The organism is Sphingomonas daechungensis (genome assembly GCF_014489495.1).
Taxonomy (GTDB): Bacteria; Pseudomonadota; Alphaproteobacteria; order Sphingomonadales; family Sphingomonadaceae; genus Sphingomicrobium; species Sphingomicrobium daechungense.
This window is the reverse complement of record NZ_CP060780.1, coordinates 1,435,049-1,457,121: the sequence shown is the minus strand read 5'-3', so window position 1 is coordinate 1,457,121 and position 22,073 is coordinate 1,435,049. Positions and strand designations below refer to the sequence as shown.

Below are 22,073 nucleotides of genomic sequence, written 5' to 3'. Positions count from 1 at the left end.
GGCCGAGGGGACGGAACAATGCTCGTGATTGCGATCCTTCTGACTCTATCAGCGCTGGCGACGGTCATTGCGTTGATCGTGGCCTACCCCTTGTTCCGGATTATCGTCCTGGCTTGCGGTAGCTGGTCGGAATCCGTGCAGGAGGCGACCGCAAAGCTCGGCTGATCAGTCGAGGAAGGGGGCGATCACGTCTGGCGGAACCCGGATCGGCCGGCCCGCTGCACGGTCGATGATAGCCCAGCTGGTGCGCGCACGAACGCAGGTCTTGCCGTCCGGTCCGATGAACCCGACCAGGCGGTCGAAGCGGGCGCCCTTGGGTGCTTCTCCAACCCAGGTCCGGCCAAGCACGCGATCGCCTTCGACAGCGGCGCGGAGATAGTCGATTTCGTGCCGCACCACGACCCAGAAGTAGGCGGCGTCATGCTGCGGGTCAGCAACCGAATACCAATGGGAGACCGCAATCTCCTGGATCCACTGCACCCAGACTGCATTGTTGACGTGCCCGAGCTCGTCGATGTGCTCGGGCGCAGCCAGGAATTCGAGCTCGAAGACCGGTTTCGTCATTGCAGTTGCGGCACTCCGTTCTGGTCGAGGACGAAGGGAATAGCAGAACCGCGCAACAGGTTCGCGATGGTCGCTTTCGGTTGCGGTGTCCCACGCTCGACCATGGCGTGGATCGTGGTGACCTGGGCCTGGGTGCCGCCCGCCCGAGCGAGGGCCGTGAGCCATTCGTCCAGGCTGACTTCGCGATCCGCGCGATTGGCGGCGATCAGGTTGCGAACGAAAGCGTAGAAGTCGCCGCGGCTGACCTTCTCGGCGACCAGGGCGAACAGGACTCCGCACGCATAGTTTGCACGAACCTGGTTGCGATCGATCGCCGTAGCGATCGGCTGGTTCGCGAGCTGCACGCAATCGCGCAGGCCCTCGTTGAGCTTGGTCCGCGGGTCGAAGGCCGGATTGAGGCTCTGCACGGTGCGGGTCGCCAGCAAATCCGCGCCGCCTTCCATGATCCAGCTGTCGCGCTGGGACGCATAGTGAATGCTCTGCCCGAGCCAGAAGTGCGACGCTTCGTGCGCGATGAACCAGTGGGCCATATCCGCCAGCGCCGGAATCGGCTGGAGCGCCTGGCGGCCTTCGAAGCGCATCAGGATCAGGCCCTTCAGTGTTCCGCCGTTCATGCTGACGCCGTCGCGCTGGGAACCTTCCCAGGCGGCCAGGATGGTCGGTTGCGTGATCCCGGGCGGGCCCAGTCGGGCGGTGAGCGACTGCATGACGCGCGGCGAATAGGATGCAAGGTCGTCGGCGATCCATTGCGGCAGGTCGCCGTCGAGGACCGTCGCGACGCCGTTGCGGACAACCGCCTTGGGAACGTCGTAGAGGCCGTATGTGCCTTCGCTGTTGCCGCGCCGGTATCCTTCGACATCGCCGGCGAGGCGCAGATTGCCGCCGCGGAAGCGGACGCCGGTGCCGGTGTCGGTCATGAGCCGCGGATCGCCACTGGAGCTCAGCCGGTCCAGCACATCGGCTCGGCCGACCGAAAAAAGCGCGAAGTGCCCGTCGAATACTGCGACGCTTCGTCCGCCGAGGCGAAGCGCCGGCACGTAGTCCGCCAGCAAGTCGCCCGTGAACGGATCGAAGCGGACGCGGACTTTGAGCGGAACGGGCCGGGCATTGGTGGAGACGAAGGCGTCGAAGCTGCCGCGGCGCTGCAGCGCGACACCAGGCGTCAGCACTCGCCAGCTTTGCAGGCGCCACGATTGCTGGGTCCCAGCATCGGGCGAGGAGCGGAAAAAGCCCCACGCCGGGGCCGCTCGTGGCAAAGTGAATTCGGCCAGGAAAGCGTCGCCGTCGCGTTGGACCGTGACTTCGACCGGCTGCGCCGTGGCGGCCGTTACAGGCAGGAGGACCAGCGCGAGCAGCGCCAGCACAAGCCTCATTCGCAAACCTCTGTCAGGACGAAGGCGTAAGTCTCGGCAATCTCGTGCAGGCGCTCCCAGCGGCCGGACTTGCCGCCGTGCCCCGCCCCATGTTGATCTTCAGCATCAGGCGATTGTCGTCGGTCTTGCTGGCGCGAAGCTTGGCAGCCCATTTCGCGGGCTCCCAATAGGTCACGCGCGGGTCGTTGAGGCCGCCGGTGATCAGCATCGGGGATGAGCCTGGCGCTGGACGTTGTCGTAGGGGGAGTAGCTGCGGATCAGGTCGAACGCGGCCTTGTCGGTGATCGGATTGCCCCATTCCGGCCATTCGCCGGGCGTCAACGGCAGCGTATCGTCGAGCATGGTGTTGAGCACGTCGACGAAGGGAACGTCGGCAACGACCGCGCCCCACAGGTCAGGGTCGGAGTTCACCACCGCGCCCATCAGCTCGCCGCCGGCCGAGCCGCCGTTGATGCCGATCCCTCCCTTGTGGGTGAAGCCTTCCGCGATCAGGCCCTTGGCGACATCGACGAAGTCATTGAAGGTGTTGGTACGCTTCTCGAGCTTGCCGTCGAGGAACCATTGGTAGCCGAGGTCGTCGCCACCGCGGATGTGGGCGATGGCATAGGCCCAGCCGCGATCGAGCAGGCTGATGCGATTGGTGTTGAACGCGGGCGGAATAGCGAGGCCGTAGGCGCCATAAGCGTAGAGGAAGAGCTTGCCGCTGCCGTCCTTGCTGAAGCCCTTCGGATAGACGACGGAAACCGGGATCCTCACGCCGTCGCGACCGGTGACCATCAGCCGCTCGGTCCCATATTTCGAGGCATCGTAGCCGGACGGGATCTCCTGGATCTTGCGGACTTCAAGCCGGTCGTCGGCAGGGTGATAGTCGTAAATGGTGGCGGGCGTGACCAGCGACGAATAGGCCAGCCGGTACGCCTCCGGAGCGAATTCGGGATTGCCGAGGAATGCCGCGCTGTAGCTCGCTTCCTCGAACGGGATGCGGCGCTCCTCGCCCGAATAGGTGCGAAGGATCAGCTGATCGAGGCCGTCCACGCGCTGCTGGATCGCAAGGTGGTCGCGGTAGGATGTGACGTGCCGAAGGTAGACGCGGTCCGATCCCGGAATGACGATCGTCCAGTCCCCAGGGTTGGCCAGGTCGGCCTCGGCGAGGCGAAAGTTCACATGCTCGTCGTTGGTGAGGATCCACAGCTTCCCGTGCGCAGCATCGATTTCGTACTGGCGCTTCTCCTGGCGCGGTGAAACGAGGGTGAGTGGCTGCGTCGGATCGTCCGCGCCGACGAACCGGACTTCGCTGGTCGCATTGTCGCCGGTGGCGATGATGATCAGGCTGCGGTCCTGCGAATGGCCGACGCCGACCGAGAAGCCGAGTTCTTCTGTCTCCTCGTAGAGCGTGACGTCCTGGTCGGCTGGCGTGCCTAGCCGGTGGAAGCGGGCGCGGTAGCTGCGCCAGTTCTCGTTGACCTCGGTGAAGACAATGCCGTCGGAACCGCTCGTCCAGACGGCGGAACCGATGCCGACGTCGGTGACGGTTTCGAGGTCCTCGCCAGTCGCGAGGTCGCGGATGCGGATGGCGAAGCGCTCCGCGCCGCTGTCGTCGACGTAGACTGCGGCAAGCCGGCCGTCCGGGCTGACCTCCAACGCGCCGAGCCGGAAATAGTCCTTGCCTTCCGCCTCCGCGGGTTCGTCGAAGATGACCTGATCGTCGCCGCCCGCGACAGGCCTCCGGTACCACGTGCGATATTGCGCGCCCGGTCTGAACGCCCACCAGTAGAAATAGTCGCCGTCGCGGATCGGGACCGAGGATTCGTCTTCCTTGATTCGCCCCTTCATCTCCTCGAACAGCTGATCGAGGAGGGCCTGGTGTTGCTCCCGCCACTGTTCGAAATAGTCGTTCTCGGCCGTGAGATAGGCGAGCACGTCGGTGTCCGTGACCTGCGGATATCCTTGGTCGCGGAGCCAGTGCCACGGATCCTCCACTGTCACGCCGTGGCGCTCGTAGCTGTAGGGCCGTTGTTCGGCCTGGGGCGGCAAGGATGCGACGGTTTGGTCCATGCCCAGGCTCTTAGCGCGGTGGTGCGCCACGGGAAGTGGAACCGAGCTCGAAAAAAATTTCGTCAAAACGGGACAGCGCCGTAACGGACTCGTTAACAGAGGCGTCGCAATAGGATATTAAAGCCAAAGTTAATGAGCGGGAGCGTTTTGTGAGTCGGAATCTTTCGTCCGTGGCCTCGGCCGCGGCCAACGAATTTGATGTCGTTCGCGGTCCGGCCGCGGCGCAGGCGAAGCCGGTTTCGCGGCTATCCGCAATCGCCGGGCAAATCCTCGACGTTCTGAACCCCAGCACGCCGGGTAAGGCCGAGATGCGCAATTGCGATGCCAAGCGCGCGGCGATGCTCAAGGACCAAGCGCACCGTTAAGACAGGTTTGCGCGCTCGGCTCTGACAGAGCCGGCGACCGGACTAACAGAGCCGAACGCGCGGATGCGCAACACAGTTTGGCTGAGAAAGTTCCGATACTTTATCTCCGTATTCTGACGAATTCCGTGTCGCGGACTGCGGCACTCCGCTCCGACGGCACCCAAAGGACGTTCGTGTCGCTGTCCAGGCGACCGACTTCGAATGGCTCTAGCTTCGCTCGAAAGTGCCTCAGGCCCGCAGCCTGATTGAAGTAACGAAAGCCTGTGTAGGAAAGCCGGTCGAAAGACCTGGCGAGATGCTCGACGGTCGAGCCGCAGCGCTCAAGATGCCGCGCGATCACTTCAGTCGACACCAGCGGGCGCAAAGTCGCGATCGTTTCGGAAATGGCATCGACAACGTGAGCCTCATAGCCTTCGACGTCGATCTTGATGAAATCGCAGCGGTCCAGTTCGGCGAGCCTGCTGCCATCCTCGATCGCGATTTCAAACGATCGTCCTGCCGTAGATCCTGAGGCTGCTCCCAGGCTCGCTTCTCCGTGATTGGCCTCCGGCACAAACAAACTTGTCCGGCCCGCTTTCGGGCCGATCGCGCTTTGGCGCACATCGACATTTTCAAGCCCGTTCCGTCGCACGGCTGCATCGAGGATGGCGGCCACTTCTGGATTGGGTTCGTATGCGACGATCCTGCCCGCAGGCCCGACGGCGCGCGCAGCGGTAAGCGTCGCCATTCCGACGTTGGCACCGATGTCCACGAAGGTGTCGCCAGGCTTCAGGAGGGTCAGCAGGATCGACTGCGTATCCGCCTCGTTCCAACGGCGCAGGAAAAAGGCGATGCGGCCAGTGAAGATCGAAAGGTCGCACGGCATGTCATAGCCGTGGACGTCGCCCTTGACCCAGCGCAGGCCAGCCTTGCTCCAATAGTCTTCGTGAGCAGGATCGTTGATGAAGTTGCGAAGGATCGCGCCGCGGCCCGGGAACCCGGTCCTCATGATCGGCCTGAGCGCGGACACGACCAGGCCGTAGCCACTCGCCCCGCTGGCGTTTCTGCCCTCAATTCAGCCCGAACCTGTCGAATTGCCTCGCCATATAGCTCCCGGCCGGAGGCCGCGACTTGGCGAGCTCGCGGAGTTGCGAGTTGTAGAGGTGGATCCCGCGCGTTGCCGGCGTGAGCAGCGCATCCACTTCTTCCGCCGGCCCGTAGAGCTTGGTGACGTCCCTCCAGCTTAAGGGATAGAAGACCTCCGGCGCCGCCGCGAACTCGCTCAGCCGGTGCTTGCCGACGAGATAGCCAAGCATGCCCGGCCCAAACGTCCCCCACGGATAATCCTGGAGGCGCAGGCGTCCTTCCTTCAGGCGTCGCAGGAAGTATTGGGCGGACCGACGCGGGCCGTACCAGGGCGGGCAACCGATCCGCTCGGGAAGCGAGACGAGATCCTCGACCAGCGGGGAGTCCGGCGGCGCGAGCATCACCGCATTGTTGACGGTCCCCTGCTCCTCGGTTCCGAAAACATAGGGCTGATCGAGATCGAACGGACGCAGCACGAGCACATCGAGGTCGACCCAATAGCCGCGCCCTGCCGAAGCATTTCGTAGCGCCAGAAATTTGCACCCAGGGCATAGGAATTGCACTCGGCGTAGGCGAGCAGGCGGTGACGCGGCATAACCTCCGCCGCGTCGCGAACTTCCGCGCCATCCGGCACGCCGCGCAGCTTGTCGGGTTCGTAGGAGTAAACGTGGTACGGGTGGCCGGCAGCAAGCCCGGAGAGCACGCAAAGCTGCTCCAGTTTACCCAGCTGATCGCCAACCCAAAGCGTGTTGAGCACTTGCATTCATTTGCCTCGGCACTGAGAACCCAATCGAACCAACGGAACCGTCAGGAGAACGTGCCGTCCTGTTCCTCACTTTGTCCTACATTCGGGGCAGTCCAGCAGACGCTAGCATGTGTCGGCCTGACGACATATCGGTCCAGCTTCGAAGGGGTTCCCCAGCCTAACCTGGATTAGGTCGGCAGAGGAGCTTGTTGCGATGGTCCGACGGGCTTAGTGAGCTGGCATGTCCAGCTATGCAGATCGCCTAAAGGCCCTTCGCGAGCAGCTTGCGGCCGACCAGCTCGACGGCTTCGTCGTTCCGCTGACCGACGAACATATGAGCGAATATGTCGGCAGCTATGCCCAGCGGCTAGCGTGGCTGACCGGTTTCGAGGGTCCGCGGGTTCGGCAGTCGTCCTGCCGCAGGAAGCCGCGATCTTCGTCGATGGGCGGTATACTCTGCAGGTGCGGCAGCAGGTCGACGGCAAGGACTGGTCGTACCAGTCAGTGCCGGAAACCAGCGTCGCCGATTGGCTGAAGGACCATGCGCCGCAAGGTGCGCGGATTGGTTACGACCCTTGGCTGCACAGCCGGGACTGGGTGAAGAAAGCGACGGAATCGCTGGCGGCGCGCGGCGCGGAGCTGATCGCGGTCGAGCAGAACCCGATCGACAAGGTCTGGTCGGATCGGCCTGAGGCGTCGAAAGCGCATCTGGCGGTGCAGCCCGAGAAATACACCGGCCGCTCTTCCGCCGATAAGCGCCAGGAAATCGCAGATTGGTTGACCGAGCAGGGCGCCGATGCGGCTGTGCTGTCGGCGCTGGATTCGATTGCTTGGGCGTTCAACGTGCGTGGGCAGGACGTTTCGCGGACGCCGGTGGCGCTGGCGTTTGCGCTGGTCCGTTCCGATGGCACCGCGGACCTGTTCGTCAATCCGGAGAAGATCAGCGCCGAGGTCCGGCAGCATCTCGGAAACGGCGTTCGGCTGCACGACCGCAACGCGTTCGAGGCGGCGCTTGGCGAGCTGAAGGGTCAGACCGTCGCGGTCGATCCGGAGCGCGCAGTGGCGGCAATCTTCGAGGCGCTCGACAAGGCCGGCGCGAAGATCATCCCGGTCCGCGATCCGACCATCCTCCCAAGGCGATCAAAAATGCGGTCGAGATCGCCGGCCAGAAGTCGGCGCAGCACCGCGACGGCGCAGTGATCTCGCGGTTCCTTCGCTGGGTCGAGACCGAAGCACCGAAGGGCGAAGTCGACGAACTGAAGGCGTCTGACCATCTGGAAGCGCTGCGTCGCGAGGACCCGGAGCTTCGCGATCTGTCGTTCGACAGTATTTCCGGCGCCGGCCCAAACGGGGCGATCGTCCACTACCGGTCGAGTGAGAAGACCAACCGCAAGCTCGAGATGAACTCGATCTACTTGATCGATTCAGGCGGGCAGTATCTTGACGGCACCACCGACATCACCCGTACTGTCGTCGTCGGCGAGCCGACCGACGAGCAGCGCGACCGCTTCACGCGAGTGCTGCAAGGGCACATTGCCGTTGCCACCGCCATCTTCCCGAAGGGTACGCGGGGACTCAGCTCGACAGCTTCGCGCGTCGGCCGCTGTGGGAAGCTGGCTTGGACTACGCCCATGGCACTGGCCACGGCGTCGGAAGCTTCCTCTCGGTCCACGAGGGGCCGCAGCGCATTTCGCCCGCGGGAAGCGCCCAGGCCGGCGGCGATGAGCCGCTGAGGGCGGGCATGATTCTTTCGAACGAGCCCGGCTACTACAAGACCGGCGAGTACGGCATTCGCATCGAAAATTTGGTGCTGGTCGTCGAGCATCCAGTCGAGGGCGCGGAAAAGGAGACCCTCGGCTTCGAGACGCTGACCTTCGCCCCGATCGAGCGGCGGCTGATCAAGAAAGAGATGTTGAGCGCGAAAGAGGTGGAGTGGGTAAACACCTACCACGCGCAGGTGCTGGAGAAGATCGGGGCGCGGCTGACCGGGGACGACCTCGGCTGGCTCGAAAAGGCCTGCGCGCCGATCTAATCGCGCTTCGGCTCGCCCGGCTTCAATTCTCGCGCCTGCGCTTTCCTGCGCCGCAGGTTCTCGCGTAGCGCCGCGGCGAGCCGTTCCTCGCGTTCCTTGTCCTTGCCCGACATGCGGCCCACCTACGCGTTCGCTGTTGAGGCGGGCAAGTCGGGTTGACGGGCGCGGGTCGCTTGGCCATAGCGCCCGCTCCTCCGGTCAGTGCTGCCGTAGCTCAGTGGTAGAGCGCATCCTTGGTAAGGCTGAGGTCGTGAGTTCAATCCTCACCGGCAGCACCATTTCCCCAGATTGACGCGCGCTGAAGCGGCCGCCATGCGGCTGAGACATGCGCTTTTTCTCCGACAATGCGGCGGCCGCGCACCCGGCTGTGATCGAGGCGATCACGCGCTCGAACCGGCTGGACACGGCCTATGACGGCGACGCGCTGAGCCAGAGCCTCGACCGCGCATTCTCCGAGGTTTTCGAGACCGAGGTTCGCGCTTTCTGGGTGCTGACAGGTACGGCGGCGAATTGCTTGGCGCTGGCGGCGCTATGCCCGGGGTATGGCGGCATCGTCTGCCATCGCGACGCGCATATCGAAGTCGACGAAGCGGGCGCTCCGGGATTCTTCGCCGATGGGGCCAAGCTGATTCTGGTCGACGGACCCGGCGCGAAGCTCTCCGTCGAATCCGTCGATGGGGCGATCGGCCGCGTTCGCAAGGACGTGCATCAGGTACAGCCCAAGGCGCTTTCGGTCACCAACGCGACGGAATACGGGCTCGTCTATTCGGCGGATGAAGTTGGCGCTCTCGGCGAAGTCGCCAGGCGACACGGCCTCAACTTCCACTTGGACGGCGCTCGCTTTGCCAATGCTGTCGTCAGCACCGGCGACTCGCCGGCCGACCTGACGTGGCGCGCCGGCGTGGATGCCTTGAGCTTCGGGTTCGTGAAGAACGGCGGCCTCAACGCAGAGGCAATGATCCTTTTCCGGCCGGAGCTCGCGGACGAGATTGCCGTTCGTCGCAAGCGCGCCGGGCATCTGGCGTCCAAGGGCCGCATGTTCGCTGCCCAGATCCTGGCACTGCTGGAAGACGACCGGTGGCTCGCCAATGCGCGCTCGGCAAATGCGATCGCGCAAACGATCGCCAAGGCGACAGGCGAGAGGCTGATCTACCCCGTCGAAGCCAATGAGATCTTCGTTCGGGCAACGCCGGCAGAGGCTGAGTCGCTTCGAGCAAAGGGCTTCGATTTCTATGATTGGGGCCGGACGAAATCCGGCTGGTGACGAGCTGGGACCAGGGCGGCGAGCCGGTCGAGCAACTCGCCGCGGCCATCGCCGCGCTGTGAGCCAACCGCGATCGACCTTCGCCGAGGTCGGCCTGCCGTTCATCATCTTCACGGCGATCTGGGGATCGACCTGGATCGTCATCCGCGACCAGCTCGGGACGGTGCCGGCGCAATGGTCGGTGACCTATCGGTTCACCATCGCGGCAGTGGCGATGGCAATGGTTGCGCGATGGAGGGGCGAGAGCCTGAACCTCGGACGCGCCGCCATCCTGCCTGCGCTGTTCCTCGGGTTCGCGCAGTTCTGCATCAACTTCAACGCCGTCTACCTGGCGGAGCGACACATCACGTCGGGAGTGGTCGCCATCATCTTCGCGCTGCTGCTGATCCCCAGCACGTTGATGGCCTGGGCATTCCTCGGACATCGGCCGAGCGGACGCTTCGTCTGGAGCTCGCTGGTGGCGATTGCGGGCATCGTCTTGTTGTTCGCACACGAGTTCGAGCAGCATTCGGTAAGGGCCGATGAGATTTCAGTCGGCATCGGCCTGGCTCTCCTCGGGATGGTCTCGGCCTCAGCCGCGAACGTGTTCCAGGCGCGAAAGGAGGTTCGCCGCTTCCCGCTGTTTTCGATGCTAGCCTGGTCGATGGCGGCTGGAGCGGTCATAGACGCCGCGATTGCGTTCTTCATGGCCGGGCCGCCGGTCTTCGAGGACCGGCCGGGCTATTGGCTCGGTGTCCTCTACCTTGCCTTGCCCGCGTCAGTGCTGACGTTCAGCCTCTACTATCCGGTCGTGCGGAAGATCGGGCCGGCGAAGGCCGCTTATTCCAGCGTTCTTGTCCCGATCATTGCCATGGCCTTTTCGACCGTACTGGAGGGCTATCGCTGGACGCCGATCGCCATTGCCGGCGCTGTGCTGGCGCTTGCTGGGATGCTGGGTGCCCTTACGCGCGGGCGGAACGTGGTGGTCCCGCCAGACGCGGCCTGATCACTTATAGTATTTGAGGGTCTTGGCTTCCTCGTCGCTGATGCGGGTGACGGAGTTCACCAGGCAACGTTGCGGGCCATCGGCGAGTCCTTGACGATCAGCTCGGCGTCCATCCCCGAACAAATGAACGAGCTACCGCTGCGCGAGACCAGTGCAACGCGATTGACCCAGTTGATGTTCTGGCAGGCCCCGGCAAACGTGAGCCGATAATAACGGCGAACGCCCACCTGAATATCGACCGCATCGGTCCCATGAGGCGTGAAGCTGCTCACGTTTCGCGCGTTGAAGCAGTCACGGCCCGAACTGGATGAGGCTGCGGAAGCCGTACCGCCCGCGGCGTCCTGCTGGGCGCACGCGGCGGCAAGCGCTGAAAGGGCCGCAAGTGGGATGAGGATATACGCGGATCGAATCATCGGCTGCTCCTGCTGCGGATGGTGCTACGTCCAGGTCCGACCGCCTATAACAGGGACTTAGCCTCATTGCCTAGCAATGGCCGTCGCCCTAAGTCGCGGCGATGGCCGATGTACGAACCCTCCCGGACGCGGAGACAGCACCCGAGGCCCCGCCCTCGCCGACCCACGCCACCATTCGCCGGGAAGATTATCGGCCGCCCGATTGGCTGGTGCCGGAAATCGCGCTGAACTTTACTCTCGGAATCGAGCGGACGCGCGTCCAGTCGAAGCTCAGCGTGATGCGCAATCCAGCGGCGTCTGGCGGCGCTCTTCTTCGTCTCAACGGTGACGACCTGAAGCCGCTTGGGGTCTGGGTCGATGGCCAGACGTCCGACGCCTGGGAGATGGACGGCGGCGACTTGGTCGTGACGCTTGATGGCGATGCGCACGAGGTGGCGATCGAAACCGAGATCAATCCCGCCGCCAACAGCAAGCTGATGGGCTCTACGCCTCCAACGGCATGCTGTGCACGCAGTGCGAGGCGGAAGGATTCCGGCGCATTACCTTTTTCCCGGATCGCCCGGATGTGCTCAGCAAGTATCGGGTGCGGATGGAGGCCGACGAGGCCAAGTTCCCGATCCTGCTGACCAACGGCAACCCGATCGCCACCGGCAAGTTGGATGGCGGGCTCCACTGGGCAGAATGGGAAGACCCGTTTCCGAAGCCGTCCTATTTGTTCGCCCTGGTTGCGGGCGACCTCAAGGCCAACCGCGACAGTTTCACCACCATGTCGGGGCGCAAGGTCGATCTTGCGATCTGGGTGCGCGAAGCGGACCTGCCCAAGACCCAGCATGCGATGGGCAGCCTCAAGGCAAGCATGGACTGGGACGAACGTGTCTACGGCCGAGAATATGATCTGGACCTGTTCAACATCGTCGCCGTGTCTGACTTCAACATGGGCGCGATGGAGAACAAGGGCCTCAACATCTTCAATTCGGCCTACGTCCTTGCCGATCCGGACACTGCCACCGACGTCGACTTCGACAATATCTCGCGGGTGGTCGCGCACGAATATTTCCACAACTGGTCCGGCGATCGCGTCACGTGCCGGGACTGGTTCCAATTGAGCCTCAAGGAAGGCTTCACCGTCTTCCGCGACCAGGGCTTCTCGGCGGACATGGGCAGCGCGGCGGTCAAGCGCATCGAGGATGTGCGGATCCTGCGCATGGTGCAGTTCCCGGAGGATTCGGGCCGCTTGCCCATCCTGTCCGTCCCGACAGCTACATCGAGATTTCGAACTTCTACACGGCGACCGTCTATAACAAGGGCGCCGAGCTGATCCGCATGTTTCGCACCGTGCTGGGACCCGAGAAGTTCAGGGCCGGCACCGACCTTTATTTCGAACGTCACGACGGTCAGGCGGCGACCTGCGACGACTTCGTCAAGTCGCTGGAGGATGCGAGCGGTGTCGACCTGTCCGCGTTCAAGATCTGGTACAGCCAGGCCGGCACGCCCAGATCGGAGCGCGTCTGGACTACGACCCTGACGCAGGAACGGCCACACTCCTGCTCGACCAGCGCGTCGCTCCGACGCCGGGCAGCCAAGCAAGCAGACGATGCCGATTCCGCTGAGGACGGCGCTGATCGGCGAGGAGAGCGGCACCGAAATTGCGCCCGAGCAATTGGTGATGGTCGACGGCCTTAGCCGCGAGGTTCAGTTCGAGGGCTGAAGGAAGCGCCCTTGCTGTCGATCAATCGCGGCTTTTCGGCGCCCGTCGTGATCCACGGCTCCCGGCGCGACGGGGAGCTGGAGCGCCTTGCCCAGACCGACACCGATCCCTTCGCCCGTTACGAAGCGATGCAGGAACTGGCGTTCACCGCCTTGCTCGACGGAGCGAGGGGCGAACAGCCGGACTTCGAGCCGCTGATCCGGGCCGTCCGCAACACTCTGCAGTCGAACGAACTCGATCCAGCGTTCAAGGCCGAAGCGATCCTGCTTCCCCAGGAAGCGGTTGTGGCCGAGCGGCTGGAGGTGGTCGATCCCGACGCCATCCACGCGGCGCGGGAGCAATTGCGGGCAGCGCTCGGGATGGCGCTGTTCGACGAACTGTCGAAGGCGCAATCGGCGGTGAGCGGGTCGGGGGCCGACCTTTCGCCATTGGCCAAGGGTACGCGCCGGCTCCGCACCGTTTCGCTTGGACTGATCGCTGGCGGCAATCCGGCCGAGGGCGCTCGCCTCGCGAAGGCGCAATTCGACGCAGCCGACAACATGACCGATCGCCAGGGAGCGCTTGGAATTCTGGTGTCGCTCGATGGTCCGGAGCGGGCGGACGCCTTGAAGGCGTTCCATGACCGCTTCGAAAACGACCCCTTGGTCATCGACAAGTGGTTCGCGCTGCAGGCGGCGGCGCAGCGGCCCGGAACGTTGGACGAGGTCGAGCGGCTGGCGTCCCATCCGGCTTTCACGATCCAGAACCCGAACCGGCTTCGCGCGCTCGGCGGAAGTTTTGGAGCGAACCACTGGGTGTTCAACGACGCCTCGGGCGAGGCTACCGGTTCCTTGCCGACCTCGTCATCGCAGCGGACAAGATCAACCCACAGATTGCAGCGCGCCTGGTTCCTCCGCTCGGACGCTGGCGGAGATTCGAACCGAAAAGGTCGGAACTGATGCGGGAGCAGCTGGAGAGAGTCGCGAACTCGCGCGGTCTTTCCCGCGACGTCTACGAGCAGGCGAGCAAGAGCCTGGTTTAGGGAGCCTGCCGGTTCCCGACCCAGCCGGCGACGTCGTGCGCAACCTTGTTGGCGGCCTGGTTAAGCGCGGGTCCAACGCCTGTTGATGAGCCATCCGAGGGCACGGTAGCCTCGAAGCGTCGCGTCTCGACCCGCGTTCCGCCAGCCGTCGACAGCGCGCCATCGAACCTGACAACTACTTGGCCGCTGCCGGCGTCGAAACCGAATTCCTGGAGCTCTCCTGACACGATCAGCCCCGGATCGAGACCAGTCATTCCCGGATCGAGCACCACGCGGTTGGTCGTCCGCCGAATTGTTTCTGCAACAAGGTTGGCAAACAGGCGGTCCGGTGTGTCGATCCACTGCGCATCGGTCACATATTGAACGTCGGTCGGGCTGACCCGGACGGGGATGCGCGTCGTCCGAAGCTCCTTGGACACCACCGGTGTGCTTACGGTCACCGACTGACCGGCATTTGCGGCACGCGTGAACTCGCCCGTCGGCGCGGCATCCGGCGTCAGCGTCAAAAGCGATGCGGGGCCTTCCCGCCGCCGCCAAGAGCTCCACTCAGCGAGCATGCGCCGACAGCTAGCGCCAGCGTCAACGGACCCAGAACACGCGCCGCCAGTCTCATTTCTGCTTCCTCGGATTGTAGTCGGGCAGCTTTTGCGGACCCAATGTGCCGCCGATTCCACCCTGCTCGACGCGCTCGGACACGCCCTTCAGCGATTGCGTCAGATCGCGAAGGTCGCGGATCAGGCGGTTGGCTTCGGGCAAGGTCGACTTGCTGAAGTTCTGCACGCCGGGGCGTGCGTCGCCCAGCACCTTGTCGAGATTGTCGGCAGCGCTCTGGACCGAGGCGATCGCCCGGTTGAGGTTGGCCATCGCCGGCTTCGCATCTTCCTGCAGGATACCGTTTGTCGTGTTGGCGACTTCGCCCCACTTCTGCGCGGCGACGCCGGCCTCGCGAGCCGCGATGCGGGCATCGCCGATGGCGTCCGCAAGCTCGGGCGCGCGATCGGCGAGGACCTTGGTGGTGCGGTCGACGTTCTCGAGGATGTCGGAAATGGCGTTCTGATTCTTGTCGCTGAGCAACTCGGTCAGCCGCTCCGTCAGCCGCTGGATCCGGTCGATCAGTTCCGGAGCGCTGTTCAGCAAGGCGCCGAGACCCCCGAGCTGGCCGGCACGACCGGGCAGCCCTGTGGTCCCGCCTGCGTGATCGGGCGTGCGCCCTTTACGGCGCCGCCGAGCTGGATTTCGCTCACACCGGTGAAGCCGACACCCTTGATCTGGGCGGTCGTCCCCTGAAGCACGGGGTTTCATTATCGACTTCGATCCTGACCCAGACGAACTCCGGACGATTCGGAAGGAGCGAGATCTTGCCGACCTGCCCGACAGGGACACCCGAGAAGGACACGCTGGAACCCTTGTTGAGTCCGCTCACGCCCTGGGCGAAGTAAATATCGTAGCACTTGGTCTGCTTGCTATTCAGACCGGCGATCCAGACGGTGAACAGCAACAGCCCCGCGAGCATCGCAAGGGTCACAGCGCCGACCATCACATAGTTCGAACGCGTTTCCATCAGGCCTGCGCGTGCTCCTTCGCCGTATCCGCCGCGGCCCGACCGCGCGGCCCGTTAAAATATTCTTGTATCCAAGGATGATCCAAAGCCAAGAGTTCCGGTATCGTTCCGACCGCAATGACCTTCTTGTCCGCGAGTACGGCGACCCGGTCGCAGATCGCGTAAAGCGTATCGAGATCGTGCGTAATGAGGAAGACCGTCAGGTCCAGCCGCTTCTGCAGCCCAAGGATAAGGTCATCGAAAGCCGCCGCCGATATGGGTCGAGGCCGGCCGTCGGCTCGTCGAGGAAGAGGAGCTCAGGATCGAGCGCCAGAGCGCGGGCCAGGCCAGCGCGCTTGACCATGCCGCCCGACAGCTCTGACGGATATTTGGGTCCGGCATCTGGCGGCAGCCCACCCATCGCGATCTTGTAGGACGCGATTTCGTCGAGCAGCGGCGCCTTGATGTAGGGAAAATACTCGCGGATCGGGACTTCGACGTTCTCGGCCACGGTCAAGGTCGAGAACAAGGCGCCGTTTTGGAACAGGATGCCCCAGCGGCGGCGGATGTTCTTCGCTTCATCCTCCTCGCGGCCGACCATGTTCTCGCCGAGCACCTCCACCTCGCCCGCCGCAGGGGTCTGAAGTCCGATGATCGACCGCATCAGGACGGACTTGCCGGTGCCGGACCCGCCAACCACGCCGAGGATCTCCCCGCGGCATACGGTCAGGTCCAGATCCTCGTGGATCACCTGGTCGCCAAAGTGGTTGGAAAGGCCCCGAACCTCGATGACCGGCACACAGCCTTTTGGCGTTTCGATGCTCATCCCCAACCTATCGAGCTGAAGAAGACGGCGAAGACTGCATCGAGCACGATCACGAGAAAGATGGACTGCACCACCGCGGTCGTCGTCCGCAGGCCGACCTCTTCGGAATTGCCCTCGACCAGCATGCCCTGGAAGCAGCCGGCCAAAGCAATGATGAACCCGAACACCGGAGCCTTGATCAGGCCGACCCAGAGGTCGGTGATCGGAATCACTTCCTGGAGGCGTTGAACGTAGGTCAGCGGCGGGATCCCCAGCGACAGCCAGACGAAGATTCCGCCGCCGAGCAGCGACATCAGCATCGCCCAGAATGCCAGCAGCGGCATCATGATGACGGCGGCGATCAGGCGCGGAATGACCAGCGCTTCGATCGGCGAGACTCCGATCGTCTTCATTGCGTCGATTTCCTCGGTGATCTTCATCGTGCCGAGCTGGGCCGCGAAGGCCGAGCCGGACCGGCCCGCGACCATGATGGCGGTCATCAGCGTTCCCAGCTCGCGGACGGTGATGCGACCGATCAGGTTGATGGTGTAAATCTCCGCTCCGAACTGCTGGAGCTGGACGGCGCCCTGCTGGCCGATCACGATTCCGATCAGGAAGCTCATCAGCCCGATGATTCCGAGCGCTCTCACGCCGACGACGTCGAAGCGCTGAACCACGGCATTGAGCCGGAAGCGCTTGGGCCGGGTGGTCACGTTGGCAAGGCCGATCAGGGTCGCGCCGAAGAAGCCGAGCAGGCCGACCAAGGTGCGCCCGGTCTCGGCGATCCACTCGCCAAGTTCGGAGATGGCGCGCGTGAAGCCTGGGCCTTCCTCCGGCCGGACCTGCACGGGCTTGTCGTATTCCGCGACCTCGTGAAGCAGGCCTTCGGTCTCCGCACTCGCGCCCACGACCTTGACGTGACGGTCGCGAACCGCGCGGTAGATCAGCCAGGCGCCGACCGTGTCCATCCGCTCGACGCCGGACAGGTCGATCGTCAACGGGTCGGCTTCCGCATCGATCTCTCGCTGGATGCTCGCCGCGCGCGTGATCGTCAGCGTTCCTCTGATCCGTAGTGTCGGATTCCCGCCCTCGGCGGTGGATGCGGCTGAGGCGACCATTCGGCGCGGACACTGCCCTCAATCAAACTTACGGGCAAGGGGAGCCAGTTAACGCCACTTTTCTGCCCGGATTCTTGCCTCTAAGCCGGGCGGTAATGGCAACCGATCAGCGCACCCTTTTCGTCCCTGTCGGCAACAACCCCGCCCAGCTGTTCGGGATGGATGCGCAGACTCGCGCTTGCCGGATCGCGGAGAACATCGGGCTGGAAGCTTCCGACAGTGCGCGTCCCAGCCGCCACGTCGTGCTCGCAAACATGGACTTTGCATGGGACCCGGCGTGGCTTCGCGAGATTTCGAACCGGTCCGGCGCGGCACTGACCCTAAGCGGGACGCCGGTGCTCGTGAATGTGCCGGCGGATCGCGATGCGGGGGCCGCAATAGCGGCAATCGAAAGCGGCGAGACGCTGGCCGGATACGAGCTGATCGACGCCGAGACCGGCGAGTTGAACAACGAGCAGCTCCGCAAACGCGAGCGGCCGTTCGTCATGCCCCTCGATCCGGCCAATCCCATCCTCGTCGAGAAGGCGGCGTACGACGGCGCCTACAAGGGTGTGACCGACATCCTGACACTGTACCTGTGGCGAAAGCCGGCGTTCCACCTGACTCGCTGGGCCGCGCAGGCGGGCATGACGCCAAACATGGTGACCTTGATTGGCGCGGTCGGCTGCGTGCTTGCATTCTATCTGTTCTGGATCGGCAGCTACTGGCTGGGGATCGCCGCCGGGTTCGTGTTCATGGTGCTCGACACGGTCGACGGGAAGCTGGCGCGGTGCACCGGCGCTTCGTCGAAGTGGGGCAACGTCTTCGATCACGGCATCGACCTCATCCATCCACCGTTCTGGTGGTGGGCCTGGATCCACGGGCTCGATGCCTACGGCACGCCCATCGAGCCGGTTTATGCAGTGATGCTGCTGTGGGCGATCGTCGGCGGCTACGTTGCGCAGCGGATCATCGAAGGCGTCTTCATGCGCAGGTTCGGGCGGATGCACATTCACGTGTGGCGTCCGATCGACAGCAAGTTCCGGCTGATCACTGCGCGGCGTAATCCGAACATGGTCATCCTGTTCTTCGCGCTGCTGTTTCAGCGGCCCGATACCGGCATCGAGCTGGTCGCGCTGTGGACGCTCGTCTCCCTCATCTTCCACGCCGTCCGGCTGGCGCAGGCGAATGCCGCCCACGATCGCGGCCAGAAAATCGTGTCCTGGCTGGCATGAGCGCGGCGACCGCGGTCGTCCTGGCCGGATCGCGGCCAGGCAAGGACCCCTTCGCCGAAAGCTACGGCACCGACCTGAAAGCGCTCATACCGGTCGGCGGCGAACCCATGGTGCGCCGGCCGGTCGAGGCCTTGCTGCAAAGCGAGGGAATCACCTTGGTGCGCGTTCTCGCCCAGCAGCCCGAAAGAATTCGCGACGTGCTCCCCGAGGACGCCCGCATTTCGGTTGAGGCGTCCGGCGACACGATTGCCGCTACGCTGGAAAAGATGTGCGTCGATCCGAGTGTGCGTTGGCCGATCCTAGTGACCACTGCCGATCACGCCTTGCTGACGCCCGCGATGATCGCAGACTTCCTCGGCAAGGCTGCGGGGGCGGACGTCGCGATCGGCCTGGTTTCACAGGCCGCGCTGCTGAAGCGCCTTCCGCAGACCAAGCGCACGTGGCTGAAATTCCGCGGCGGTGCCTACAGCGGGGCGAACCTGTTCCTGCTCGGCAGTCCGAAGATTCGTTCGACGCTGCAGCTATGGGCTCCAACGAGCAGAACCGGAAGAAGGCCATCCGGATGCTGCTGACGCTCGGCGTCTTCGGGTTCCTCGGAGCGCTGTTCCGTCTCCGCACGTTGCAGCAGACACTTGATGGCGTTGGGCGCAAGCTCGGCCTCAACGTCCAAGCGGTCGAACTGTCCGACCCGCTGGCGGCAGTCGACGTCGACAAGCCCGCCGATCACGAGTTGGTCACGGCGATCCTCGAAGGCCGCGCATGACCGACTTCGCGATCTACGACATGGACCGGACCGTCACGCGCCACGCGACCTACACGCCATTCCTGATCCATTGCGCCCTGCATCGCGCGCCGTGGCGGCTGGTGCTCATCCCGCTCGTGATCGCGTCGATGCTCGCCTACGTCCTGAAGCTGATCGATCGCGGCCGGCTGAAGGAGATCAATCATCGCTTGCTGCTTGGGTCGAAGCGGCATCCGAACGAGTTGAAGCCGCTCGTCGACAGTTTCGCCGAAAAGACCGCCGCATCGAATGTCCGACCCGGGGCGCGCGCGGCGATCGCACGAGACAAGGCGGAAGGACGGCGTGTGGTCATGGCAACCGCCAGCTATCGCCTTTACGCACAGGCGATCGGGGACCGTCTTGGCTTCGACGATGTGATCGGCACCGGCTCGATCATCGGCCTCGACGAACGCGTCCACGCCAAGATTGACGGCGAGAATTGCTACGGTCCGGCGAAGCTGCGGATGGTGACCGACTGGCTATCGAAGAGCGGTTTCGAGCGGGGTCATGTGCGCTTCTATTCGGACCATGCCAGCGACGCGCCGGTGTTCGAATGGTCCGACGAGGCTGTCGCGGTGAACCCGCACGACCGATTGGCAAAGCTCGCGAAAACGCGCGGTTGGGCCATCGAGGACTGGAACTGAGGTGAGCACGCGGTTCAAGTTCGACCGATTTGAGGTCGACGCCAATCAGCGACGGCTGACCAACGGCGGCGATCCGATCGAGGTCAACAGCCGCTACCTGGATGCGTTGATCCTGATGCTTCGCAATCCTGGGCAGCTGATCACGCGCGATCGTTTCCTCGACGACGTCTGGAAGGGCGTTCCGGTCACCGATGAAGCGCTCAGCCAGTGCATCACCAACCTTCGCCGATTGCTTGGCGACGAGGCGAGCAAGCCGCGTTTCATCGAGACGGTTCCGAAGCACGGCTACCGCTTCATCGCGCCCGTCGAGGGCAAGCATGTCGAGACTCGCATCGGGCGCCAGATCACCTTCCCGGCGGACTGGCTGGGCGGCGCTTCGTTGATTGCAGCCTGCGCCATCGGGGCGCGCTCGCTGGCGTCGTTGGTGGTTTTGTCTACGGGCTTGGAGCGACGCCCGACCCGCTCCGGCCTGCAGTCGGCGCAGCATCGTTCCTGATGGTCATGCTCTCGATCAACATCCTGGCCGGCGCCATCGGCGGCTTCGCGATCGGTTGCGGTATGGCCGCGGCCCACCGCGCTGCCGGCAGGAGCTGGATCTCGACGACCGCTGGAGCTGCGATCGGTGGCCTCGTGATCGGCGGCGCGGTCAAGATGGTTGGCGCCGACGCCTTCAGCGTGCTGCTCGGCAAGACACCAGGCGGAATCGCCGGCGGGTTCGAGGGGATGCTCCTCGGCGGCGCGGTCGGCCTTGGGTCGCACCTCTCGCTCGCACGCGTCCGGTCGTGGCCGTCGATCTCGGGAGCGGCGCTGGCGGGTGGCGCGATGGGCGCCGTTCTTCCCCTCATTGGCGGCAGGCTGATGGGCGCCAGCCTGGACTCGCTGGCGGCGACCTTTCCGGAGTCGCCGCTCAACATCGATGCACTAGGCCGATGGTTCGGCGAGACGCACTTCGGGATCATCGCTCAAATGGGCTTTGGCGCCTTCGAAGGCTTCGTCTTCGGGACCGCGATTACCGTCGCGATCCGCTATGCCAACACCCTGCTGAGCGAGCTCGACGCCCGCTAGACCGAGCGCAACGCGTTCTCGAAATCGGCGATCAAATCGTCGGGATCCTCAACGCCAATGGAAATGCGGACCAGATTGTCGGTGATGCCGAGCGCCTGCTTGCGCTCGTCCGGAACCGACAAATGGGTCATGGCGGCCGGAGCGCTGGCCAGCGTCTCGGTCCCGCCGAGGCTGACGGCAAGATGCGCGATCTTCAAGGCATCGAGGAACGCGAAGGCCTCCTTCTCGCCGCCCTTGAGGTACAGCGAAAAGGTCGAGCCGGCACCGAGGCAGTGACGCCGATAGATGTCCGCCTGGCTCGAGCCCTCGTCCAGGAAGCCGAGGTAACCGACGCTTTCCACCTTCGGATGATTACGCAGGAAGGCGCAGACCTTGGCGGCATTTTCACCCGCACGCTCCATGCGAAGTTCGAGCGTTTCAAGGCTGCGCAGCAGCATCCAGGCGGTATTCGGGTCGCAGATGGTGCCGATCGTGTTCCGCATCATACGGATCTGGTCGATCAGGCCCTGTCGCCCGACCAGGCCGCCCGCGACGAGGTCGCTGTGGCCGCCGGCATATTTGGTGAGGCTGTAGACGCTGATGTCCGCACCCTGCTGGATCGGATGCGCCCAAAGCGGACCGAGGAAGGTATTGTCGATCGCGATCGGCGGGCGCTGCGCTTCAGGGAAAGCGGCGTTGCGGGCAGCAGCAACCGCCTCGACGTCGACGAGCGCGTTGGTCGGGTTGGCCGGGCTCTCCAGGTAGATGAGCGCGACCCGGCCCTTTTCCTTCGCCTTGGCGATCACCGCATCGATTTCTTCGCGCGACGCACCCGACGGGAAGTCGAGGTAAGACACGCCGAAACGGCCGAGGATCTTGGCGATCAAAGTCTCGGTCGCCGCGTAGAGCGGGCCGGAGTGAACGACGACGTCTCCGGGCTGGACGAAGGTCAGGAGCAATGTTGCGATGGCCGACATGCCGCTGGAGAAAGCGAGCGCGTCGTCCGCGCTTTCCCAGACGGCGAGGCGGTCTTCGAGGATTTCCTGGTTCGGCCCGTTGAAGCGCGAATAGATCAGGCCTTCGGCGCCACCCGGGCGCTTGCCGGTGACGCCTTCGAAGAACCGCTTTCCGTCCGCGGCGCTGTCGAACACGAAGGTCGAGGTCAGGAACACTGGCGGCTTCAGCGAGCCTTCGCTCAAGGCCGGGTCGAAGCCGTAGCCGAGCATCAGGGTCGAGGGCTTCAGCTTGTGATTGCCGATGCTGGTGGGGGATTGTTTCGGGCGGCGCTTGGACGTTCCGCTAATCTCGTCTTCGGTAGGCAAAATTCGTCTCCTGTT

At 64.2% G+C, this 22,073-nt stretch carries 18 protein-coding genes, 1 tRNA gene and 6 pseudogenes; 13 read left to right on the top strand and 12 right to left on the bottom strand.

Going from position 1 to position 22,073, the window contains the following annotated elements; genetic code table 11:
* Nucleotides 1-18 precede the first annotated feature (18 nt).
* The gene (locus H9L15_RS07755; protein ID WP_187713699.1) at nucleotides 19-165 is read left to right on the top strand and encodes a hypothetical protein; all 147 of its coding nucleotides are present in this window, start codon (nucleotides 19-21) and stop codon (nucleotides 163-165) included.
* Here the strand turns inward: H9L15_RS07755 and H9L15_RS07750 are convergent, their stop codons facing one another.
* From H9L15_RS07750 to H9L15_RS07740, 3 genes and pseudogenes are all read right to left on the bottom strand, one after another.
* A complete protein-coding gene (locus H9L15_RS07750; protein ID WP_187713698.1) occupies nucleotides 166-564 on the bottom strand; it encodes an acyl-CoA thioesterase in 399 nt (132 codons plus the stop codon). It lies immediately after the preceding gene.
* The gene (locus H9L15_RS07745; RefSeq protein WP_187713697.1) at nucleotides 561-1,937 is read right to left on the bottom strand and encodes a hypothetical protein; all 1,377 of its coding nucleotides are present in this window, start codon (nucleotides 1,935-1,937) and stop codon (nucleotides 561-563) included. Before H9L15_RS07745 ends, H9L15_RS07750 begins: the two co-directional genes overlap by 4 nt.
* A pseudogene (locus H9L15_RS07740) lies at nucleotides 1,934-3,992 on the bottom strand (S9 family peptidase). Before H9L15_RS07740 ends, H9L15_RS07745 begins: the two are co-directional and overlap by 4 nt.
* Before the next feature lie 170 nt (nucleotides 3,993-4,162).
* On the opposite strand from H9L15_RS07740, the gene H9L15_RS07735 reads away from it, so the two are divergent.
* On the top strand, nucleotides 4,163-4,357 hold the full coding sequence (locus tag H9L15_RS07735) for a hypothetical protein (RefSeq protein ID WP_223276090.1): 195 nt from the start codon (nucleotides 4,163-4,165) through the stop codon (nucleotides 4,355-4,357).
* 100 nt (nucleotides 4,358-4,457) lie between these two features.
* Here H9L15_RS07735 and H9L15_RS07730 read toward each other — a convergent pair whose 3' ends face one another.
* The 3 genes from H9L15_RS07730 to H9L15_RS07720 form a co-directional block, all read right to left on the bottom strand.
* Nucleotides 4,458-5,345 (bottom strand): FkbM family methyltransferase, encoded by an 888-nt coding sequence (locus H9L15_RS07730; protein ID WP_187713695.1) that lies wholly within the window; start codon nucleotides 5,343-5,345, stop codon nucleotides 4,458-4,460.
* Nucleotides 5,346-5,406: 61 nt separating this feature from the next.
* Entirely contained in the window at nucleotides 5,407-5,898 is a 492-nt protein-coding gene (locus H9L15_RS07725) for a hypothetical protein (protein WP_223276089.1), read from the bottom strand.
* A complete protein-coding gene (locus tag H9L15_RS07720; protein ID WP_187713693.1) occupies nucleotides 5,823-6,185 on the bottom strand; it encodes a hypothetical protein in 363 nt (120 codons plus the stop codon). The genes H9L15_RS07725 and H9L15_RS07720 overlap by 76 nt, the downstream gene beginning before the upstream one ends.
* A 223-nt stretch (nucleotides 6,186-6,408) precedes the next feature.
* On the opposite strand from H9L15_RS07720, the pseudogene H9L15_RS20310 reads away from it, so the two are divergent.
* From H9L15_RS20310 to H9L15_RS07700, 4 genes and pseudogenes are all read left to right on the top strand, one after another.
* Nucleotides 6,409-8,199 (top strand): annotated as a pseudogene (locus tag H9L15_RS20310) (aminopeptidase P family protein).
* 203 nt (nucleotides 8,200-8,402) lie between these two features.
* A tRNA-Thr gene (locus H9L15_RS07710) sits at nucleotides 8,403-8,477 on the top strand.
* A gap of 47 nt (nucleotides 8,478-8,524) precedes the next feature.
* A pseudogene (locus tag H9L15_RS07705) lies at nucleotides 8,525-9,525 on the top strand (threonine aldolase family protein).
* The gene (locus H9L15_RS07700; protein WP_187713692.1) at nucleotides 9,522-10,448 is read left to right on the top strand and encodes a DMT family transporter; all 927 of its coding nucleotides are present in this window, start codon (nucleotides 9,522-9,524) and stop codon (nucleotides 10,446-10,448) included. The pseudogene H9L15_RS07705 and the gene H9L15_RS07700 overlap by 4 nt, the downstream one beginning before the upstream one ends.
* 56 nt (nucleotides 10,449-10,504) lie before the next feature.
* On the opposite strand, the gene H9L15_RS07695 is transcribed toward H9L15_RS07700, so the two are convergent.
* Nucleotides 10,505-10,861 (bottom strand): DUF6491 family protein, encoded by a 357-nt coding sequence (locus H9L15_RS07695; protein WP_187713691.1) that lies wholly within the window; start codon nucleotides 10,859-10,861, stop codon nucleotides 10,505-10,507.
* Between the two features lie 101 nt (nucleotides 10,862-10,962).
* On the opposite strand from H9L15_RS07695, the pseudogene pepN reads away from it, so the two are divergent.
* Nucleotides 10,963-13,590 (top strand): annotated as a pseudogene (gene pepN, locus H9L15_RS07690) (aminopeptidase N).
* Here the strand turns inward: pepN and H9L15_RS07685 are convergent.
* The 4 genes and pseudogenes from H9L15_RS07685 to H9L15_RS07670 form a co-directional block, all read right to left on the bottom strand.
* Nucleotides 13,587-14,147 (bottom strand): ABC-type transport auxiliary lipoprotein family protein, encoded by a 561-nt coding sequence (locus H9L15_RS07685; RefSeq protein WP_187713690.1) that lies wholly within the window; start codon nucleotides 14,145-14,147, stop codon nucleotides 13,587-13,589. The pseudogene pepN and the gene H9L15_RS07685 sit on opposite strands and share 4 nt — an antisense overlap.
* A 52-nt stretch (nucleotides 14,148-14,199) precedes the next feature.
* Nucleotides 14,200-15,151 (bottom strand): annotated as a pseudogene (locus H9L15_RS07680) (MlaD family protein).
* Nucleotides 15,151-15,956: pseudogene (locus H9L15_RS07675) on the bottom strand (ABC transporter ATP-binding protein). The pseudogenes H9L15_RS07680 and H9L15_RS07675 overlap by 1 nt, the downstream one beginning before the upstream one ends.
* Complete coding sequence (locus H9L15_RS07670; protein ID WP_187713689.1) at nucleotides 15,953-17,053, bottom strand: ABC transporter permease; 1,101 nt, start codon at nucleotides 17,051-17,053, stop codon at nucleotides 15,953-15,955. Before H9L15_RS07670 ends, H9L15_RS07675 begins: the two are co-directional and overlap by 4 nt.
* Before the next feature lie 95 nt (nucleotides 17,054-17,148).
* Here H9L15_RS07670 and H9L15_RS07665 point away from each other — a divergent pair, with 95 nt between their 5' ends.
* The 6 genes from H9L15_RS07665 to H9L15_RS07640 are packed head-to-tail and all read left to right on the top strand — an operon-like array spanning nucleotide 17,149 to nucleotide 20,757.
* Complete coding sequence (locus H9L15_RS07665) at nucleotides 17,149-18,267, top strand: CDP-alcohol phosphatidyltransferase family protein (RefSeq protein ID WP_187715720.1); 1,119 nt, start codon at nucleotides 17,149-17,151, stop codon at nucleotides 18,265-18,267.
* Nucleotides 18,264-18,839 carry an NTP transferase domain-containing protein gene (locus H9L15_RS07660; protein ID WP_187715719.1) on the top strand — a complete coding sequence of 192 codons (576 nt, stop codon included), beginning with the start codon at nucleotides 18,264-18,266 and terminating at the stop codon, nucleotides 18,837-18,839. The genes H9L15_RS07665 and H9L15_RS07660 overlap by 4 nt, the downstream gene beginning before the upstream one ends.
* Complete coding sequence (locus H9L15_RS07655; protein ID WP_187715718.1) at nucleotides 18,830-19,030, top strand: hypothetical protein; 201 nt, start codon at nucleotides 18,830-18,832, stop codon at nucleotides 19,028-19,030. The genes H9L15_RS07660 and H9L15_RS07655 overlap by 10 nt, the downstream gene beginning before the upstream one ends.
* A complete protein-coding gene (locus H9L15_RS07650; RefSeq protein WP_187715717.1) occupies nucleotides 19,027-19,692 on the top strand; it encodes an HAD family hydrolase in 666 nt (221 codons plus the stop codon). The genes H9L15_RS07655 and H9L15_RS07650 overlap by 4 nt, the downstream gene beginning before the upstream one ends.
* A gap of 1 nt (nucleotide 19,693) precedes the next feature.
* Nucleotides 19,694-20,188 (top strand): winged helix-turn-helix domain-containing protein, encoded by a 495-nt coding sequence (locus H9L15_RS07645; protein ID WP_187715716.1) that lies wholly within the window; start codon nucleotides 19,694-19,696, stop codon nucleotides 20,186-20,188.
* Nucleotides 20,188-20,757, top strand: a complete 570-nt coding sequence (locus H9L15_RS07640) for a hypothetical protein (RefSeq protein ID WP_187715715.1) — start codon at nucleotides 20,188-20,190, stop codon at nucleotides 20,755-20,757. Before H9L15_RS07645 ends, H9L15_RS07640 begins: the two co-directional genes overlap by 1 nt.
* Here the strand turns inward: H9L15_RS07640 and H9L15_RS07635 are convergent.
* Nucleotides 20,754-22,058, bottom strand: a complete 1,305-nt coding sequence (locus H9L15_RS07635) for a cystathionine gamma-synthase family protein (RefSeq protein WP_187715714.1) — start codon at nucleotides 22,056-22,058, stop codon at nucleotides 20,754-20,756. The two genes, H9L15_RS07640 and H9L15_RS07635, sit on opposite strands and share 4 nt — an antisense overlap.
* Between the last annotated feature and the right edge of the window lie 15 nt (nucleotides 22,059-22,073).

Coding starts and splice junctions, on each gene's coding strand:
- H9L15_RS07755 (WP_187713699.1), top strand. CDS start 19: ATGCTCGTGATTGCGATCCTTCTGACTCTATCAGCGCTGGCGACGGTC.
- H9L15_RS07750 (WP_187713698.1), bottom strand. CDS start 564: ATGACGAAACCGGTCTTCGAGCTCGAATTCCTGGCTGCGCCCGAGCAC.
- H9L15_RS07745 (WP_187713697.1), bottom strand. CDS start 1,937: ATGAGGCTTGTGCTGGCGCTGCTCGCGCTGGTCCTCCTGCCTGTAACG.
- H9L15_RS07730 (WP_187713695.1), bottom strand. CDS start 5,345: ATGAGGACCGGGTTCCCGGGCCGCGGCGCGATCCTTCGCAACTTCATC.
- H9L15_RS07720 (WP_187713693.1), bottom strand. CDS start 6,185: ATGCAAGTGCTCAACACGCTTTGGGTTGGCGATCAGCTGGGTAAACTG.
- H9L15_RS07695 (WP_187713691.1), bottom strand. CDS start 10,861: ATGATTCGATCCGCGTATATCCTCATCCCACTTGCGGCCCTTTCAGCG.
- H9L15_RS07685 (WP_187713690.1), bottom strand. CDS start 14,147: ATGCTCGCTGAGTGGAGCTCTTGGCGGCGGCGGGAAGGCCCCGCATCG.
- H9L15_RS07670 (WP_187713689.1), bottom strand. CDS start 17,053: ATGGTCGCCTCAGCCGCATCCACCGCCGAGGGCGGGAATCCGACACTA.
- H9L15_RS07665 (WP_187715720.1), top strand. CDS start 17,149: ATGGCAACCGATCAGCGCACCCTTTTCGTCCCTGTCGGCAACAACCCC.
- H9L15_RS07660 (WP_187715719.1), top strand. CDS start 18,264: ATGAGCGCGGCGACCGCGGTCGTCCTGGCCGGATCGCGGCCAGGCAAG.
- H9L15_RS07655 (WP_187715718.1), top strand. CDS start 18,830: ATGCTGCTGACGCTCGGCGTCTTCGGGTTCCTCGGAGCGCTGTTCCGT.
- H9L15_RS07650 (WP_187715717.1), top strand. CDS start 19,027: ATGACCGACTTCGCGATCTACGACATGGACCGGACCGTCACGCGCCAC.
- H9L15_RS07640 (WP_187715715.1), top strand. CDS start 20,188: ATGGTCATGCTCTCGATCAACATCCTGGCCGGCGCCATCGGCGGCTTC.